This is a genomic window from Paenibacillus sp. sgz302114, assembly GCF_056120345.1.
In genome coordinates this window covers 154746-173290 of record NZ_JBVYOI010000008.1, presented here as the reverse complement: position 1 = coordinate 173290, position 18545 = coordinate 154746, and the positions used below count along the sequence as shown (strand labels likewise).

Genomic DNA, 18545 nt, shown 5'->3' with positions numbered 1-18545 from the left:
AACAAAGGTGATGTCTCCTGAACCTCTATCACATGCAGGCACTCGATTACGCTGTGGGCAAATTGCCTTAGACGTTCATCGTCAAGGGTGTAATGTGAGGACGGGTTCAATGCCCTTTATTTGGATGAGAGAAAATCCTATATAAAAAGACGAGCTATGCTTTTTATATCCATGAAAAGTATAGCTTGTTTTTTTATCTGTAAGTGAATGATGGAAGAGGTGAGTAAGATTGAAGAAGGTTAGAAAAGCAATCATTCCAGCGGCGGGCTTAGGGACAAGATTCTTGCCAGCAACGAAGGCGATGCCCAAAGAAATGCTTCCGATTGTCGATAAACCTACAATCCAATACATCGTAGAAGAAGCTGTTGCATCGGGGATTGAAGATATTATTATCGTTACAGGCAAAGGAAAGCGCGCGATTGAGGACCACTTCGACAGTGCATTCGAGCTGGAAACAAACCTCATGGAGAAGGGCAAGCTGGAGCTGCTCGGAGAGGTGCGCAAGTCGTCTAGTGTAGATATTCACTATATTAGACAGAAGGAACCTAAAGGCCTTGGTCACGCAGTATGGTGTGCACGTAAGTTTATCGGGGACGAACCATTCGCTGTCCTACTTGGGGATGACATCGTTGTTGCAGATGTTCCATGTACGAAACAGCTTATCACTCAGTATGAGAAAGTGCAGCGATCCGTTGTTGGCGTCCAAGCGATCTCCATTGAACAGACGGAACGCTATGGGATTGTTGATCCGCGTGAAGCAATGGGCAATCTCTATTCAGTAAATCGGTTTGTTGAGAAACCGAAGTTAGGTACGGCACCTTCAAACTTGGCTATTATGGGCAGATACATTCTAACCCCTGACATATTTGATTATCTAGAGAGCCAGGAGGCAGGAGCAGGCGGAGAAATTCAATTGACCGATGCGATTCAAAGGTTGAATGAAATTCAAGGTGCTTATGCGTATAATTTTGACGGAAAACGTTATGACGTGGGTGAGAAGCTCGGCTTTATTACCACAATGATTGATTTTGCACTAGCGAATGTAGAGCTGCGAGCTCCACTATTAGCGGCACTTGAAGAAGTTCTTAAACAAGAACGAATGAAGAAATAGAACAGGAAGCGGGTGACAAATAATGGGCCTATCCTCACGGCAAAGCGATGGGGATGTAATCTTAGAACGCAGCTTCTCTGCTTCAATCCAATCTGCAGAAAGAACATCGAACTTTTCCTTCTACCTTATGCTAAAGCGTATGATGGATGTTATTGGAGCGACGCTGGGACTTATCTTCTTAATACCGTTGTTCATTGTTATAGCGATTGTAATCAAAATCGAGGACCCGCGCGGTCCTATATTTTTTTATCAGGTACGAGTCGGGAAGAATGAAAAGCCGTTCCGTATGTATAAGTTTCGATCCATGGTTTCCAATGCCGAAGAGCTCTTGGAAGGGTTATTGGAACAGAATGAAGTTAGCGGGGCCATGTTCAAGATGAAAGAAGACCCGCGAATTACTAGAGTGGGAAGGCTCATTCGAAGAACGAGTATTGATGAACTGCCGCAGCTTTGGAACGTCATTCGGGGAGAGATGTCTCTTGTTGGACCAAGGCCCCCGCTTCCGCGTGAAGTCGATGAATACACCAGCTATGACAAGATGAGGTTAAAGGCTACGCCAGGCTGCACGGGATTATGGCAAGTCAGCGGCAGAAATAACTTAAACTTTAACGAGATGGTTGAGCTGGACTTGATATACATAGAGCAGAGAAGTGTAACCTATGATATAAAGATTATTTTTAAGACGGTAAAAGTACTGCTTGGATCAAAAGATGCTTTTTAGCATCGAAATCTTCTGTTCAGAGGTGTAGGTATGGAGATAGGTTCGAAGATATATATAGCAGGGCATAGAGGCTTGGTCGGTTCTGCAATAAAGAGAGCATTAGAGGACAGAGGCTATCAGAATCTTATCTATCGCTCTAGCTCAGAATTGGACCTGCGGGATCGTGACCAGGTTCAGAGATTCTTTGAAGAGAACGATATTGACTATGTCTTTCTTGCTGCCGCTAAAGTTGGCGGCATTGTTGCAAACAACGAATTTCCTGCGGATTTCATTCGAGATAATTTGCTAATTCAAACAAACGTGATCGATTCTGCCTATCGTGCCAGGGTTAAGAAGCTATTGTTTCTAGGTTCCACATGCATTTATCCGAAGTTTGCACCTCAACCTTTGAAGGAAGAGTATCTGCTGACGGGAGAGCTTGAGCCTACTAATCAACCTTATGCCATTGCGAAGATCGCTGGGATTAATATGTGCCAATCATATAATCGCCAATACGGAACGAAGTTTATCTCCGTAATGCCAACGAATATGTATGGACCGAACGATAACTTCGATTTAAAGACATCTCATGTATTGCCTGCACTTATTCGAAAGTTTCATGAGGCCAAAGAAGCCAAAGCGCCAACTGTTGAGGTATGGGGGACGGGCAAGCCCAAACGTGAGTTCCTACACTCAGACGATCTAGCGGAAGCGTGTCTATTCCTAATGGCGCATTACGAGGACAGTGAAATCGTAAACATTGGTGTTGGTGAAGATATCTCCATTAAGGATTTAGCTTGTCTAATTAAAGATGTGGTCGGATACGAGGGGGATGTTGTATTTAACACTTCCGCACCGGACGGCACACCAAGAAAGCTGGTCGATGTAACAAAAATTAACGGACTCGGCTGGAAGGCATCAATACCGCTTGAGCAAGGAATACGAGCTGTATATGAAGCATTTCAGGCTGAACATGTCGCACGACAATAACATTCATGAGATAGGGTGGGAATGATGGGGAAGTGTGCACTAATTACTGGAGTAACCGGTCAGGATGGCTCCTATCTAGCTGAGTTTTTATTAGAAAAGGGTTACGAGGTGCATGGTGTTATCCGCCGCAGCTCGTCCTACAACCAGGAACGGCTCGAGGATATACTCTCAGAAGAAGAAGCAAGTCATATTCTGAACAATAAGAGCTTCCATCTCCATTATGGCGATGTGACGGATGCGCTTAACATTACAAGATTAATAAGCGAGATCCGTCCGGATGAAATTTACAACCTCGCAGCACAGTCGCATGTACGTGTCTCCTTCGATATGCCAGGTTACACCTTGGACGTCGATGGCAAAGGTACTTTGAATATTCTAGAGGCTGTGAGGCTCCTGGGATTGACAGATAAGACCCGTGTATATCAGGCATCTACCTCCGAATTATTTGGGAAGGTTCAGGAAGTTCCTCAGAAGGAAACGACCCCATTCTATCCTCGTTCTCCATATGGCGTAGCCAAAATTTATGGATTCTGGATTACCAAGAACTATCGCGAGTCGTATAACATGTTTGCCGTCAATGGCATTCTATTCAATCACGAATCCGAGCGTCGTGGAGAGACCTTTGTTACCCGGAAAATTACTCTGGCAGCTGCCAGAATTGCACAAGGCAAGCAAAAGAAGCTGCAGCTCGGCAACTTGGAATCTCTGCGTGATTGGGGATATGCCAAGGACTATGTTGAGTGCATGTGGTTAATTCTACAGCATGATAAGCCAGAGGATTTCGTTATCGCTACAGGTGAGATGCACACGGTACGTGAGTTTGTGGAGTTGGCATTTAAGCACGTAGGAGTACAAATCCAATGGCAAGGTAGCGGTGTAGAAGAGAAAGGCATTAACAAGTCTACGGGTGAAGTTATTGTTGAAGTAGATCCTACCTTCTTCAGACCTGCCGAAGTTGAGCAGCTGCTCGGCGATCCAACGAAAGCAAAGACCTTATTGGGCTGGAACCCTACTAGAACCTCCTTCGAGAAGCTGGTGAGCAAGATGGTTCAATACGATATGGCGAAAGTTAGCACGGAAGAAGGAAGTAAGAAAATGTTCGACGGGGTGTTGGTCTAGAAACGATGACAAGCCCAGAAGCAAGAACGAGAAAAAAGTTGCTTATCTACGCGCATTATTACCATCCAGATGTCGCATCAACAGGTCAAATCCTGAAAGAACTAGCGGAAGGCATGCTTCCTTCCTTCGCTATAACGGTTATTTGTGTAGTTCCCTCTTACACTGGGGCAGTAGCTGCCGAGTATAAGACAAGGATGTTTTATTACGAAGAAATGAATGGAGTCAAAGTCATACGAATCCGCGTTCCAGAATTCACGAAGAGCAGCAAGCTCAGCAGGATTAAGAACATTTTGTCTTACTTTGTTGGCGCAATGCTTGCAACGTTCAAAGCTGGCAAGATGGATTATGTGTATTCCATTTCACAGCCACCTATCCTTGGCGGGCTTATTGGCGTATGGGGCAAATGGATGAAACGGGCCAAGTACATTTACAACATCCAGGATTTCAACCCTGAACAAACGATAGCCGTAAAATATAGCAACAATAAGCTAATTCTGAACGCGATGTTGTGGTTTGATAAATTCAGCTGCAGAAGCGCAGATAAAGTTATTTTAGTCGGCCGAGATATGGTCGAAACGCTAAAAGCTAGATTCCAAGGCAAGAAGGTGCCTAATCATACCTTTATTAATAACTGGATCGATGAGAAGGAGATTTATCCTCTTCCAGCTGATCATGAACGGGTAGTGGAGTTTAAGCAAAAGTATGGATTAGACAATAAATTCGTCATTATGTATTCCGGCAACATCGGCCTATATTACGATCTTGAGAATATGATGCCTGTCATCAAGAGGTTCAAGGATCGTGATGATGTGGTGTTTGCCTTTATTGGTGAAGGATCTGTTCTGCAACAGCTAATTGATTATAGAGACGAGCATCATTTGAAGAATGTCGCTTTCATTCCCTATCAGAAGAAATCCGATCTGATCTACAGTCTGAATGCCGGTGATGTACATTGGTGCATTAATGCCAAGGGGATTAAAGGCGTCTCTGTACCAAGTAAACTGTATGGCATTATGGCAGCGGGAAAACCGATACTAGGCGTACTGGAGCAAGGTTCTGAAGCGCGCTTGATAATGGAAGAATCGCAATGCGGCTATGTGACGGAACCAGGAAATTATATTGAAGTTGAAGCGATTATTAATCGCTTTCTGAGTGAGAAAGATAGCAGCATTCAATCAGATATGAGCGAGCGGGCAAGAGCCTTCTTAGTTAAGAATCTAACGAAGGATGTATCGATTAACAAATATATTCATGAAATTAGTCATTAACTGCTGAGGGCGATAGATATGAACAGTAATTGGTTTAAGCTCGTAATGAAAGCGACCAAAGTGAGGTATGGAAAGAACCTTTTGCTAAAAGGAATGCCAGTTATCTTCAATAAGTCAGGGGCGGAATTAACGATAGGTAATAATGTGACGATTAACTCGTCATTCTTGTCCAATTTAATAGGGCTGTATCAGAGAACTATTATTGTGACGCGCACTTCAGATGCGGAAATTCGAATCGGTAATAATGTTGGAATATCTGGAGCTACGATTTATGCACGTAAAAGTATACATATTGGTGAAAATACGTTGATTGGCGGGAATGCCAAAATCATGGACAATGACTTTCACCCGATTGAAATTGAGGCAAGGAATGCAGATATTAAAGAGAAGATAGGCGCAAAGCCGGTACGAATAGGAAAAGACTGTTTTATAGGTTGCAACTCTTTAATATTAAAAGGAACTGTGCTAGGAGACGGTTGTGTAGTTGGGGCTGGGGCAGTAGTTAGTGGCATTTTTGAAGATAACTGCGTAATTGCGGGTAACCCGGCCAAAGTAATAAAGAGATTGTGAGTTGGACTAAATGAGCAAAAAAAGAATATGTTTCATTGCCCAGTTTCCGCCGCCTATTCATGGATTGTCTAAAGCTGTTGATACACTTTATAACTCAGAATTAAAGAATGAGTTTGGATTTGAGAAGGTTGATATTACCAACAATAAAACATTTCTTAGAAATCTCTATTCGATTTGGAAGAGTAAAGCGGAGCTAATTTACTTTACAATTAGCCAGACCAAAGGTGGGAATGTTAGGGATTTAATAATATTATGTTTATTAAAGCTTCAGAAAAAGAAATGTATTGTTCACCTGCATGGAGGCTATTATCGTAAACTAGTTGATCATGATATCGGAAAGTTACAATCACGTTTGAATTATTATGCGATTAACTCGTTAGAAAATGTAATTGTACTATCTGATTCTATGAAATTAATTTTTAAAGGAATGATTCCAGAAGATAGAATCCTGGTTGTTCCGAATTGTATAGATAATGATTTATTAATGACGGATTCAGAGTTTCAGCGGAAGGTTAGTTTAGTCGAGGATAAACAACATCTAGATGTGCTCTATCTAAGTAATTTCATAAAGTCCAAGGGATATCTAGAGGTTCTTGAACTAGCAAAAATAGAACAAAAAAGAATAGATTCAGGACAAGAGAAAAAATTTCATTTCCACTTTGCCGGTAAGTTTTTTAGGGACGAGGAGAGAGAGTATTTCCTTGAACTAATTGATGCTAATGGATTAAGTAATGTTATTACTTATCATGGTGAGGTTAAGGGGACGCAAAAGAAAGATTTGTTGAAAACATGCGATATCTTCACATTAATTACTCGTTACCCGAAAGAAGGACAGCCTATCTCTATTATTGAGGCAATGGGAAACGGTATGACCATAGTAACAACAGATCATGCTGGCATTCCGGATCTAGTGAAAAATGGTGAGAATGGGATTGTCATAACTGAGACAGAACAACAAAACTTATTTGAAATTTATAAACGATTATATTGCACTCAGGAAACAATGATGAGCAACAGAATGGCTATTTTAGAGTCATTTAAAGAATCTAGATACATAAATAATTTCCGTTCGATTTTCAATAAAAAGTTGAACCAAGAACACAGAAACTAAAATAGGTGGAGATCCGCAGCATTTGGCTGTGCAAGTAAGAAATTTAGTAAGGAATCAAGAACTGTATACAAGTGTGAAAGCTAAAGCGATGAACTCGTAGTTTAAAGGAATTTACTGCTCATAGAAATTCAACGCAGATCATGAGTATCTATACTTTTTCAAACGAATAACTCAGAAAGGAGCTAATTATGAGAGTTCTTTTTATAACCAATATCCCGGCTCCTTACAGAGTAGAGTTCTGGAATGAGTTAGGGCTGCATTGTGATCTAACGGTATGGTTTGAAGCTGCTAATGAGAAGGATCGGGAATGGGAGATAGATAATTTAGGAAACAACTTTAATTATAAATTTTTAAAGGGATATACTTTTGGACTAGATAAGCATATTAATTTAGGAATAATAAATGAATTAAGAAATAGCAAATTTGATATTTACATCATGGGTGGCTACAGTACCCCCACTGAGATGGTAGCAATTACGTGGCTAAAACTTAATCGTGTACCTTTCTTGCTCAATTCTGACGGAGGCTTTATTAAGCGAGGTGAGAATGCTTTATTTAAACAAACAAAACGCTTTTTCATCTCTAGTGCTGCTGCTTATCTCTCATCTGGAAAGAATTGCTCAAAGTACTTAATGTACTATGGAGCTTCAGAGCAAGAAGTCTATGAGTATCCGTTTGCGTCGGTCAGCTGCAATCCTAGTGACAGGATTAGCCTGAGTCTTGCTGATAAGGTGGAGATAAGAAACAATTTGCAACTGCGTGAACAGGTATTGTTAAGCATAGGGCAATTTATATCACGAAAGGGATTTGACACTCTTATTAAGTCATTTAAATTAATTGACGATAATAAAACAACACTTGTGCTTATTGGAGGCGGACCCGAAAGGGCGAATTACGAAGCACTTATTAATGAGTATGAATTATCGGATAAGGTAGTGCTAATAGATTTCTTACAGAAGAATGAATTAATTCCTTATTGGAGTATAGCAGACCTCTTTGTTTTTCCTAGTAGATATGATATATGGGGACTCGTTATAAATGAGGCGATTACATTTGGACTACCAATCATAGCTACAACCGGAGTGGGGGCAAGCTTTGAGCTAGTTGAGCAAAATAAAAATGGATTTGTTGTAGAAGTAGACGATATTCAAGAAATGGCTAATAAAACTAGAAGGTTGCTCAATGACGAAGAGTTAAGGAAACAATTCGGGAGTTATAGCAGAGAAATCTCGAAATTATATACCATCACGGAAATGGTGAAAAAGCATTTGCATATTTTTGACGAATTTCTACGTGTAAAAGGGAAAAAGAAACATGCATAGCCGAACAACAATCTCGTTTCAATAGAAGCATAGAATGAGGGGAATAAATGAAAGTATTGCATATTTGTATTTGTGGTCCTGTATCCGATGGTTGGAACTATCAAGAGAATATGCTTACTAAATATCATGTTAAACTAGGTAACGAGGTTTCAATAATTGCCCCACAATGGATGTGGGGGAATAATGGTGAGGTAGAAAAGATTGAGAGAACTAATTACATAAATGAAGATGGCGTTAAAGTAATTCGAGTACCGATTAAACAAGATAAAGATATTAATTATCGATATAAACGATATCAAGGCTTCTATGAGACAATTGAAGCAGAAGCACCTGACATCATATTTGTTCATAATGTTCAATTCGTTGATATCCTTCAAGTTGCAAAATATGCAAAGAAATATTCTGTAAAAATCTATGTTGATAATCACGCTGATTTCTCAAATAGTGCAAGGACCTTATTAGCAAAAATTTTTTATAAAGTGGTTTGGAGCTACTTTGCTAAGAAAATCGAACCCTATACAGAAAAGTTTTATGGAGTTCTTCCATCTAGGGTAGAGTTTATTAAAGATATTTATCGTATAAAGCCTGAGAAGGTTGAACTGCTTGTAATGGGAGCAGACGATGATGAAGTAATTAAAGCAGCAGATTTACAACAAATACGAGCGGTTCGTAAAGATAATAACATCAAAGAAGATGACTTCTTAATCGTAACAGGTGGTAAGATTGATGAGTTTAAGAAGCAAACACTACTGTTAATGAAAGCTGTCAGTGAGTTAAGAAAAGCTAATGTAAAGCTAGTAGTATTTGGATCGGTAGTGGAGAGTTTGAAGGAAGAGATGTTTGGACTCTGTAACAATCAGACTGTACAATTTATAGGCTGGATTAGTTCGAGTGAATCTTACAAGTATTTCGCCGCAGCTGATTTAGTCGTGTTTCCAGGCAGACATTCCGTTTTTTGGGAGCAAGTCGCTGGTCAGGGAGTTCCAATGATCTGCAAATACTGGGATGGCACCACACATGTGGATTTAGGCGGGAATGTAGAGTTCTTATATAGTGATTCAGTTAATGAGATTAGAAGTAAGATCGAAGATATCGTCAACGATGAAAATAAATATGGAGCAATGAAATTAGCAGCTGAGAATAAAGGGAAGGACGTATTTCTCTATAAAGAGATTGCTAAGCGTGCTATTGCGGAATGATAAGGAGAAATAAAAATGCTATTATCTATAATACTTCCAGTTTATAATGTGGAGCCCTATCTCCGAGAATGTCTCAATTCCATTTATAAAATGCAAATGAATTTATTTGAGATAATTGCTGTAGATGATGGTTCTACAGATAATAGCCTGTGTATACTACAAGAATATGAGAAGAAGTATATGAATATAAAGGTAATAAGTCAAGAAAATAGCGGAGTAGGTACAGCGCGAAATGTTGGCTTTAATTATTGCCAAGGCGAGTATGTGTACTTTTTTGACTCAGATGACATCATATCGGAGAGTCCTCTCTTACTTGTTAAGACAGCTCGCGAATTAGGTGCAGATGTAGTCGTCTTTAATGCCGAAGTCTTTAATGAAGAAATTTCCAACGGTTTGCTAGAGAGCGATAGTTACAAAGAACAACATGTAATAACAGGAACTGTGACGAATGTGTATGATATTCCTACAAGATTGTTAGATGGAATTGAATACTTACATACTAACAGAAAAAGAAATATGTATTCACCTGTTGTCTGGAAAAGAATATATAACCGTGATTTTTTGATAGATAAAGGCCTTTCTTTTTATTCTGGAATAGTTCCTGCTGAAGATGATATGTTCTATTTTGAGACCATGTTATTTAACCCAAAGGTGATATACTTTGAAAAAGTAATCGTATATCATCGTGTACATAAATCTTCTATAATGAGTACCTTAAGAAGTGATAAAAGCCACCACAGTTTTAATTTCATCTTAAACAGACTATTAGTGATGAAGAGTATACAAAATCATGAACAAGTATTGTTGCTAGATTGGATGATTAACGTGTTCGTTAGACGCATTCATTCACAGAAGCCCTCTGCAGTAGAAGCGTGGAGATTGGTGAATCTAGTAACTTCAAAGGGTGTGAGACTGGAACTTAAAACACCACTAAAATTACTTATAAATTTATTAAGGAAAAGAGTTTCATGAATAGAACAGCAAAGAACATTTTTTATGTCGCTTGTCAACAATTTGTAAATACAATACTACCATTTTTAACTCTGCCCTATGTAGCTAGAGTACTAGGGGTACTCCAAAATGGGGTATATTCTTACTCGTTAACGATAACTAATATATTTGCGACCATATTCACTTTTGGATTTGCAGTACATGGATCGAATATTGTAGCACAATCTGAAGTGAACAGAAGGGAACTTAAATTCATTGAAATACAATTATTAAGAACTTTATTTTTACTGTCAGGAGGAGTACTCTTCACTGCGTTAGTGTTGTTATACCCATTGCAATATAATAGATCAATATTTCTATTACAAGGGTTACTAATGGCAGTGAGTTTATTTGATGTTAGTTGGTACTTTCAAGGGACGGGTGAATTCAAAAAAGTAGTATCAAGAAATATTGTTATTAAGTTTGTAGGTTCAATTAGCATTTTTTTATTCGTAAAGAGTCCAAATGATTTATGGATATATATTGCTATAATGAATGGAAGTCAACTATTAGGAAATTTAGTTCTATTTTCTGAAGTAATGCCATTTTTTAAACACTATAGATTGATTCAATTTGCGGACTTTAAGAAACACATATATATATCGTTTTTTCTATTCATACCCAATCTATCGGTATTGATATATTCAAGTTTTGATAAGGTAATGCTGGGTGGAAGTAATAATATTCAGGGATTATCAAACTATCAACAGGTACAAAGAATTATATCTTTTATTTATGCATCACTCATGATCCCAACAGCAGTGCTTGCTCAAAAAATTGCCCAATATAGAGGCTTAAAAGAGCATATAAAAGCGGAACTGATCATATGTAAAGGACTCAATATATATACAGCATTTGGCGTATATTTAATATTCGGAATAGCCCTGTGCTCAGGAAATTTCATCAATTTGTTTTTGGGAAAAGAGTATTCCGCAGCCATGAATTTACTAGTTATCATGGGGCCTATTATATTATGTAAAACAGTAGGTAGTGTAATTGGAGGATGGTACTTGATCCCTGTTGGCAGGGTAAAGTTGAACTCTTTTCCTCTAATAGTAGGTACAGTTATTAGCGTTGTATTAAACATTTTGTTAACTCCCAGGGTAGGAGTATTTGCAGCGGCGATAATTTTTACAATTACAGAACTATTAGTTGTTTTAATTCAACTCATTTGTTTACCTGAAATTAGGAAGTTATTCAATATTAAGTTACTGATAATGATTGTAGTTGCTTCTTCATTATCGTATTGTTTAACAAATTTAATAACCAGTGCTAATACTTTGTCAAACCTATATATATTATTAATAAAGGCCTCTATATACTCGGTTTTTATTGCTGTTATTACACTCATTTTTAAGCCCGCGCGACAATATTGTAGGGAGTTAGTAAACAGTATTAAAGTTAACAGAAAAGGTGAGTATTTATGAAAGTAGTACCAATTAGTAGTGGTCTTGGGAACCAAATGTTCCAATATGCCCTCTATAAAAAATTATTGAAGAAGAATGATAATGTGTATTTGGATTCAAAATCAAACTATCGATTACAGAATCAACACATTGGCGATGAACTAGATAGGATATTCGGTATTAATGCAAATCATGCAGAGGATATACATATAGCACGATTATCAGATACAGAAGATCATATAGCAACAAAGCTTAGAAGATTAATATTTGGTAGTTAAAAGACATTCAATTCGAAATACAATCGAATAGCATATGTCCCTAGGCCCATATGCTATATTCATACTAAAGTTTTTTGTGGTATAATCCGCTAAAAACGGGAAGAGTGAACTTGTTGATTAAGATCGGCTATGCTAAACCTCTGCTTGCTACTTTTCTGCTCATCTTCATGGTGGCTCTGCTGCCTATACTTCTCATTGTTGATAATGAGGGAAGTTTTGAGTTTAAAAGCAGCCTGATACTTTGCTTTGCAATTATCCTATACTCATCGATTAAGCTCTGTGCCATTGCTTATAAGAACCAAGAGTCGCTGCTTGACCTTACCTTCTGGCTATTTACTTATATTTGGATGGGCATTACGCCTTTTGCTCATATTATTTCGGGTAAATTTTCGTGGGGCGTTTCCTACTATACCGACACCCAAATTTCGTTTGGGTTATTTATTGTGCTAGTTGGTATTGTGGCATACCATATTGGAACAATGTTCGCAAATAAGCGTAAAAGAGAGGGAGTTTTAGTTGAAACTACAACATATTCACTTTCAAAACACTGGTTGTATCTGATATCTATTGCATCGATTATCCTTTCGTTGATCATTATCTACAAAACAGGTGGGTTTGGCAATCTTTTTGCAGCAAGAAATGCAACCAAATCTTATATCTTATCCAAAACCGAATTTCTACTATATAACAACCTGTTGAAAGTTCCAGTTTTTGTTTGTTTGGTTATTGCGATCGCGGCGAGAAAAACTAAACAAGAAGGAGTCAATTCCTTCGGGGCAACGCTTTTAATTTTTATAATGTTTTTATTTAATGCCATGGTTAGTAATCCTATATCCAACGCTAGATACTGGTTTGGCTCAGTGGCACTAACACTCTTTTTGGTTATCATTCCGTGGAAAAGGAATTCTGCTGGAAAGATCATCTTTGGGTTTTTAGCTCTGATGCTAATTATTTTCCCTTATGCCGATATATTCAGGAGTTCAACAAGTACCACACTGAATACCAAGAAAATCACCTACATGTTGACATCAAAAGGTGATTATGATGCATTCCAGCAACTGCTCAACACAGTCATGTATGTTGACAAAGAGGGGATTGTTAACGGAAGACAGTTTTTAGGCTCAATTCTCTTTTGGGTTCCTAGAAGTTTGTGGCCAGATAAACCGTGGGGCACTGGGCAAATGGTTGGTGAGTATTTGGGTTATGATTTTACCAATTTTTCTTGTCCTCTTTGGGCAGAAGGGTATATAAATTTCGGTATCATAGGTATGGCTTTAGGATTTTTCCTATACGGGTATTTCAGTCGGATATATGAGATGAAATACTTATTGTCCAAGTCCACTGGTGTTATTTCTAAGTGGTTGATTCTCGTACCGTTTCTCTCAGCCTATCAATTCTTCCTTATTCGAGGAGACTTGTTAAATGGCGTGGCGTACATGTTCGTGTATATCCTGTGTTCAATAGTGTTTATGCGACGAAACCGTAAAAGAGAGTACGTAATACCAAGGAGATTTAGTCGGGTAAATGTATTTAAACACTAAACCAGGCTTAGTCAAAAGCTTTGACCCAGAAAAAAGTCCATTCATTATATTGAGAGTTGTTTAATGATAGTGTTATCAAGTTATTTATTATGGTATCGGTCTTTGTTTTCCAATGCTAATAAAAAGTTGATGGAGGTGACATATGAAACTTGTATACTTAATATTGGCTCACGTTGATCCGTATCATATTGCCAGACTAGCAAAGAAAATAGTAGGTGCTAATGTTGATGTATACATACATGTGGATAGTAAAGTGGACATAACCCCTTTTCAGGAATTACTGACTGATAACGATTCAGTTTATTTTACTAATAATAGATACTCTATAAGTTGGGGGGGGTATAGTTCAATTATTGCAACAATATCTTTAATCAATGAAGCATTTAGTACGAGACAGTATGACAGATATATATTATTACAAGGGTTGGACTACCCACTAGTTTCAAATGAAACAATAGAAACATTTTTCCGTGAGAATGCGGATGTAGAATATATTAGAGGATGTAACATTACAGGGTCAAAGGATAGATACCATAATAGAAGATATAGTTTATTTTGGTTTATGGATAATAAGACTTTAATCAAAAAGATCGTTAATAAGATTCAAATGTTGTTACCCTTAAAGTTAAGGGGCGGAGTGATTCGAGAGAGAGGCAGTTTTAATATTTATTGGGGTTCTGCTCAGTGGGCCCTATCATCTCAATGCATAGAATATATATTAAACTTCTCAAAAACACATAGTAAATTTAATAACTATTTTAAGCATGTCTTTGCACCTGATGAGTCTTATTTTCATACAATCATATTTAATTCGAGTTTTTCGAAGAAAACTATGTGTAATGGACCTGAGCCAGCAGTAAAAGGGTTAGTTAAGTGGAGGAATTTGCACTATTTTGAATACGATAAGAGTGTTAAAGTGTTTACTGAATCGGATTTTGATAGATTAATTAGTTCAGGTTGTTTATTCTTTAGAAAAGTAACAACTCGAGACTCTATAAGTCTATTAAATAAGATAGACGATTTTACATGCAATTTTTAGCTTTGAGTTAATGAATTATACTGAGCTGTTAGGTAATTCTTCTTGGAGGTGTTATATGAAACTAGTACTCCTTTCCGGCGGTTCCGGCAAGCGCCTCTGGCCGTTATCAAATGATGCCCGATCCAAGCAATTTCTGAAAGTGCTAAAGAACGAAGAGCAAGAGCTAGTCTCCATGGTGCAGCGCGTATGGAGCCAGATTAGTGATTGCGGTTTAGCGGATTCCAGCTATATAGCAACAGGTAAAGCACAGATTGAGATGATACATAAGCAGATCGGTCTTTCTGTGCCGCTTATTATTGAGCCTGAACGTAGAGATACGTTCCCAGCCATTGCCTTAACGGCAGCTTATTTATACTCAGTCGCCAAAGTGGATTTGGACGAAGTCATAGCAATCTTACCAGTGGACCCTTACGTAGAGGGCCACTTTTTTTATGCCGTCAAACAGCTGGAAGAAACTCTTCAGGCAACACAGGCGGACCTTGCTCTTATTGGTGTTAAGCCAACTTATCCGTCTGCCAAGTATGGTTACATCATCCCTGAACGTGAGCACGAAGCTCTGCAGGGTGCATTGAAAGTCAGTCATTTCCGAGAAAAGCCGACTGAAAAAGCTGCTGTTCACTTGATTGAGCAGCAGGCGTTGTGGAATTGTGGCGTATTCTCCTTCAAACTGGGCTATCTCATTAACATCCTGGAGGAGAAAGGGTACCCCGTTCACTATGATCAGCTAGTTCAGCGTTATCACGAACTTCCGAAGATTAGCTTCGATTACGAGGTTGTTGAGAAGACGGACAACATCGTCGTTGTACCTTACGATGGCTATTGGAAGGATCTTGGCACATGGAACACGTTAACGGAAGAGATGGGGCAGAACCAGATCGGGAGAGGGACCATCAGCGAAGATTGCCACAATACGCATCTTGTGAATGAGCTCGAAATCCCTGTAACGATACTAGGAGTTTCTAATGTGGTTGTAGCCGTTAGTCCAGATGGGATTCTTGTCACGGATAAAAGCGCTAGTCCTCGAATTAAGGACTTCATTAATTATGATCAAGGTCCGATGTTTGAAGAGAGGGAATGGGGCTGGGTTCGGATTCTGGATAATGATCGTTATGAAAATGGTCGTTGCGTGATGACGAAACGGGTAGCTGTGAAGGAAGGCCGAAACCTGAGCTATCTCATGCATCTTTACCGGGAAGAAGTATGGACGATCGTGAAGGGTGAAGGCGAGTTCGTACAGAACGGGATTCCGATGAAGGTGAGAGCAGGCAATGTCCTACATATTCCAATCAAAACCTTGCATGGCCTGAGAGCCATTACGGACATGGAGATGATTGTGGTCAATAGCGGAGATTCCGATGATGATACCACTATGGAGCTTTATTCCACTTGGTCGGAGATGAGTAAACACTGCCTTAATATTCCCATGGGAAAATAAAGATAATCACGCATTGCAAGGAGTGAATAAGGATGAAGCTTGCGGTTATTGGTACCGGCTACGTGGGCTTGGTCTCAGGTGTTTGTTTTGCGGAGCTTGGGAATGAGGTCATTTGTGTAGATAATGCGCGGGCCAAGGTAGACTTGCTAAACAGCGGCGAAGTTCCGATTCATGAACCCGGTCTGAAGGAGCTAATTGCAAGTAATGTGGGGGCCGGCCGATTGTCGTTTACAACTGATCTAGCAGACGCGGTCAATCGATCCGAGATCATTATTATTGCGGTAGGAACGCCATCCTTGCCTAACGGTGAGGCGAATTTGGCTTATATTGAACAGGCAGCTGAGGATATCGGTCGCGCCGTTCATGACCACAAAGTTATAGTCGTGAAAAGCACGGTCCCAGTCGGTACGAATGAGAAGGTAGCAGCAATTATTGCGAAGCATGCGACAAGTACATTTGACTTCGCTTCCGTACCGGAGTTTCTCCGGGAAGGTACAGCTATTAAAGATACGTTGAATCCGGATCGTATTATTATCGGCACCGCAAGTGAGCGTGCAGCGGAAATGCTGACGGAGTTGCATCGTCCCATGACCGAGCAAATTACAGTTACCGATGTTCGCAGCTCCGAGATGATTAAGTATGCTTCGAATGCTTTTCTGGCTACGAAGATTTCCTTCATCAACGAAATTGCGAATATTTGCGAGAAGGTCGGGGCTGATGTCGAGGAAGTTGCCAAAGGAATGGGTATGGATCGCCGTATTGGCTCGTCCTTCTTGAAGGCGGGAATCGGTTACGGAGGTTCGTGTTTCCCGAAGGATACACAAGCGCTTATTCAGATTGCTGGGCAGATGGATTATGACTTCAAGCTCTTGAAGTCCGTTGTTGAGGTCAACCGCGATCAACGGTTCAACGTCATTCGGAAGCTGGAAGAACTACTCGGTAACGTTACCGGTAAAGTGATTGGCATTTGGGGACTTGCCTTCAAGCCGGAGACGGATGATGTTCGTGACGCGCCGGCTTTTGAAATTATTGAAACACTTCTGGAGCGGGGGGCTAGGGTGAAAGCATACGATCCAATTGCTTCTTCTAACTTTGAGAAGGCCTTTAATCGTCCAGAAGTGGAGTATTGTCAGTCAGCACAAGATGCGGCTACGGATTCGGATGCGCTATGCATCCTGACCGAATGGAGGGAATTCATAGAGACTCCGCTCTCGGATATTCAGAGGTGGCTGAAGTCGCCGAATCTGATTGACGGCAGAAACATTTATCGGGAAGAGGACTTAAAAGCAACGCCGTTCGCGTACTACTCGATCGGCCGCCCAAAGATGAATAACGGCGTGAAGGAAATGAGCCCGAATTTATCGTTCTAAACGAATTCCATGCTATTACAGGAGCTGCTAACAAAATGGAGACTGAACAACCGACAAGGAAGAAAGTAAGGCGCAAGCGTAAGCGCAAGTGGAAAGCATGGCAGAAGTGGACACTCGGTGTGATCTCCTTTATTGTTGCCGCGTTACTGATTTTCGTCGGGTACATTTACTACTACATAAAATCAATGGACATTGATGATATCGTAGCCCGGCACAGCAATGAAACGACAGCAGTGAATCAAACAGCGGACGCAAAGCCTGCACAAGACAAGCCGAAGAAAATTCCTGCCATCATTAAGAAGCCGGTAGAGAAGGCAAGTGCGCTGCTTGGCGGGCAAGAGATCAAGAGTGACGATGCGCTGGACGTTGCGGCCATTCTTCTGAAATCTGGGCTTAGCTTGAAGCAAATTTCTTATCTGCAAGGGAATGCAGCCTACGATCTCTCTGTGGAAGAGAAACAGAAGATTCGAGATATGTTGCTATCCAAGCTGACGAAAGAAGAGATCAACGCATTAAGAAACATTACCAAGCAGTATGGCATCGGACTTAATATCCTTAATCCGGATTATCCAATTGAGTGGGTTGGTGAGCGAGATCCAGAGAAGTTGAAAGAGAACGGCAAGGCTTGGGAAGAAATGCAGACCAAGCCAAAGGATCCAGTAATACAGGAGCCACAGAAGGATACGACTACAGGAACAAAAGATAAAGAATTAACGGCTGAGCAGCAGCAGAAGAAGAAGGACATAGATGCCAAGACCAAGACTCAGCTGGGCGCGCTATCAGGTACCTGCAAAGTTCAAAGCAATAGCATTTTGAACGAGATCCTCGCTAGCACGTCAGGGAAGGTATCGTTGAAAGACTTGCAGGATAAGTTCCTCGGCAAAGTAGTGGCCGCTGAGGCATCCTGCGATGCACAATTTCAGACGATCCAGAGTAATGCGAAATCCGGCTACGTAAGTGCCGGGATTAGTACGGGTCTAATGCCTAACTGGAGTACCGAGTATGAGGCTGGTAAGAGCAGCGCGCGTGCGGCGGCTATTGGTGCAATTGCAAAGGCAATAAAGAAGGATAAATAAAGGAGGTTGGAACGCGATTG

At 40.1% G+C, this 18545-nt stretch carries 17 protein-coding genes; all 17 read left to right on the top strand.

What is annotated here, in order from left to right; translation table 11 throughout:
- Positions 1-229 precede the first annotated feature (229 nt).
- Entirely contained in the window at positions 230-1111 is an 882-nt protein-coding gene (gene galU, locus AC0LWF_RS20060; RefSeq protein ID WP_474653310.1) for a UTP--glucose-1-phosphate uridylyltransferase GalU, read from the top strand.
- A gap of 22 nt (positions 1112-1133) precedes the next feature.
- Positions 1134-1832 (top strand): sugar transferase, encoded by a 699-nt coding sequence (locus AC0LWF_RS20055; RefSeq protein ID WP_474653309.1) that lies wholly within the window; start codon positions 1134-1136, stop codon positions 1830-1832.
- A 30-nt stretch (positions 1833-1862) separates the two neighbouring features.
- Entirely contained in the window at positions 1863-2801 is a 939-nt protein-coding gene (locus AC0LWF_RS20050; protein WP_474653308.1) for a GDP-L-fucose synthase family protein, read from the top strand.
- 24 nt (positions 2802-2825) lie between these two features.
- On the top strand, positions 2826-3920 hold the full coding sequence (gene gmd, locus AC0LWF_RS20045; RefSeq protein ID WP_474653341.1) for a GDP-mannose 4,6-dehydratase: 1095 nt from the start codon (positions 2826-2828) through the stop codon (positions 3918-3920).
- Positions 3921-3925: 5 nt separating this feature from the next.
- Positions 3926-5188 carry a glycosyltransferase family 4 protein gene (locus AC0LWF_RS20040; RefSeq protein ID WP_474653307.1) on the top strand — a complete coding sequence of 421 codons (1263 nt, stop codon included), beginning with the start codon at positions 3926-3928 and terminating at the stop codon, positions 5186-5188.
- An 18-nt stretch (positions 5189-5206) separates the two neighbouring features.
- On the top strand, positions 5207-5758 hold the full coding sequence (locus AC0LWF_RS20035; RefSeq protein WP_474653306.1) for an acyltransferase: 552 nt from the start codon (positions 5207-5209) through the stop codon (positions 5756-5758).
- Positions 5759-5768: 10 nt separating this feature from the next.
- On the top strand, positions 5769-6869 hold the full coding sequence (locus AC0LWF_RS20030) for a glycosyltransferase family 4 protein (RefSeq protein WP_474653305.1): 1101 nt from the start codon (positions 5769-5771) through the stop codon (positions 6867-6869).
- Positions 6870-7057: 188 nt separating this feature from the next.
- The gene (locus tag AC0LWF_RS20025; RefSeq protein WP_474653304.1) at positions 7058-8191 is read left to right on the top strand and encodes a glycosyltransferase family 4 protein; all 1134 of its coding nucleotides are present in this window, start codon (positions 7058-7060) and stop codon (positions 8189-8191) included.
- A gap of 47 nt (positions 8192-8238) precedes the next feature.
- A complete protein-coding gene (locus AC0LWF_RS20020) occupies positions 8239-9390 on the top strand; it encodes a glycosyltransferase family 4 protein (protein WP_474653303.1) in 1152 nt (383 codons plus the stop codon).
- A 15-nt stretch (positions 9391-9405) separates the two neighbouring features.
- Positions 9406-10362: a glycosyltransferase gene (locus tag AC0LWF_RS20015; RefSeq protein ID WP_474653302.1), complete on the top strand. Its 957-nt coding sequence runs from the start codon at positions 9406-9408 to the stop codon at positions 10360-10362.
- Positions 10359-11807: an oligosaccharide flippase family protein gene (locus tag AC0LWF_RS20010; RefSeq protein WP_474653301.1), complete on the top strand. Its 1449-nt coding sequence runs from the start codon at positions 10359-10361 to the stop codon at positions 11805-11807. The genes AC0LWF_RS20015 and AC0LWF_RS20010 overlap by 4 nt, the downstream gene beginning before the upstream one ends.
- Positions 11804-12064 (top strand): O-fucosyltransferase family protein, encoded by a 261-nt coding sequence (locus tag AC0LWF_RS20005; RefSeq protein WP_474653300.1) that lies wholly within the window; start codon positions 11804-11806, stop codon positions 12062-12064. Before AC0LWF_RS20010 ends, AC0LWF_RS20005 begins: the two co-directional genes overlap by 4 nt.
- A 113-nt stretch (positions 12065-12177) precedes the next feature.
- Positions 12178-13605 (top strand): O-antigen polymerase, encoded by a 1428-nt coding sequence (locus AC0LWF_RS20000; protein ID WP_474653299.1) that lies wholly within the window; start codon positions 12178-12180, stop codon positions 13603-13605.
- A gap of 142 nt (positions 13606-13747) precedes the next feature.
- Positions 13748-14644, top strand: a complete 897-nt coding sequence (locus tag AC0LWF_RS19995; RefSeq protein ID WP_474653298.1) for a beta-1,6-N-acetylglucosaminyltransferase — start codon at positions 13748-13750, stop codon at positions 14642-14644.
- Positions 14645-14699: 55 nt separating this feature from the next.
- Positions 14700-16079 carry a sugar phosphate nucleotidyltransferase gene (locus AC0LWF_RS19990; protein ID WP_474653297.1) on the top strand — a complete coding sequence of 460 codons (1380 nt, stop codon included), beginning with the start codon at positions 14700-14702 and terminating at the stop codon, positions 16077-16079.
- 32 nt (positions 16080-16111) lie between these two features.
- Positions 16112-17449, top strand: coding sequence for a UDP-glucose dehydrogenase family protein (locus AC0LWF_RS19985; protein WP_474653296.1), 1338 nt, complete (start codon positions 16112-16114; stop codon positions 17447-17449).
- Positions 17450-17484: 35 nt separating this feature from the next.
- Entirely contained in the window at positions 17485-18525 is a 1041-nt protein-coding gene (locus tag AC0LWF_RS19980; protein WP_474653295.1) for a hypothetical protein, read from the top strand.
- Positions 18526-18545: the final 20 nt, after the last annotated feature.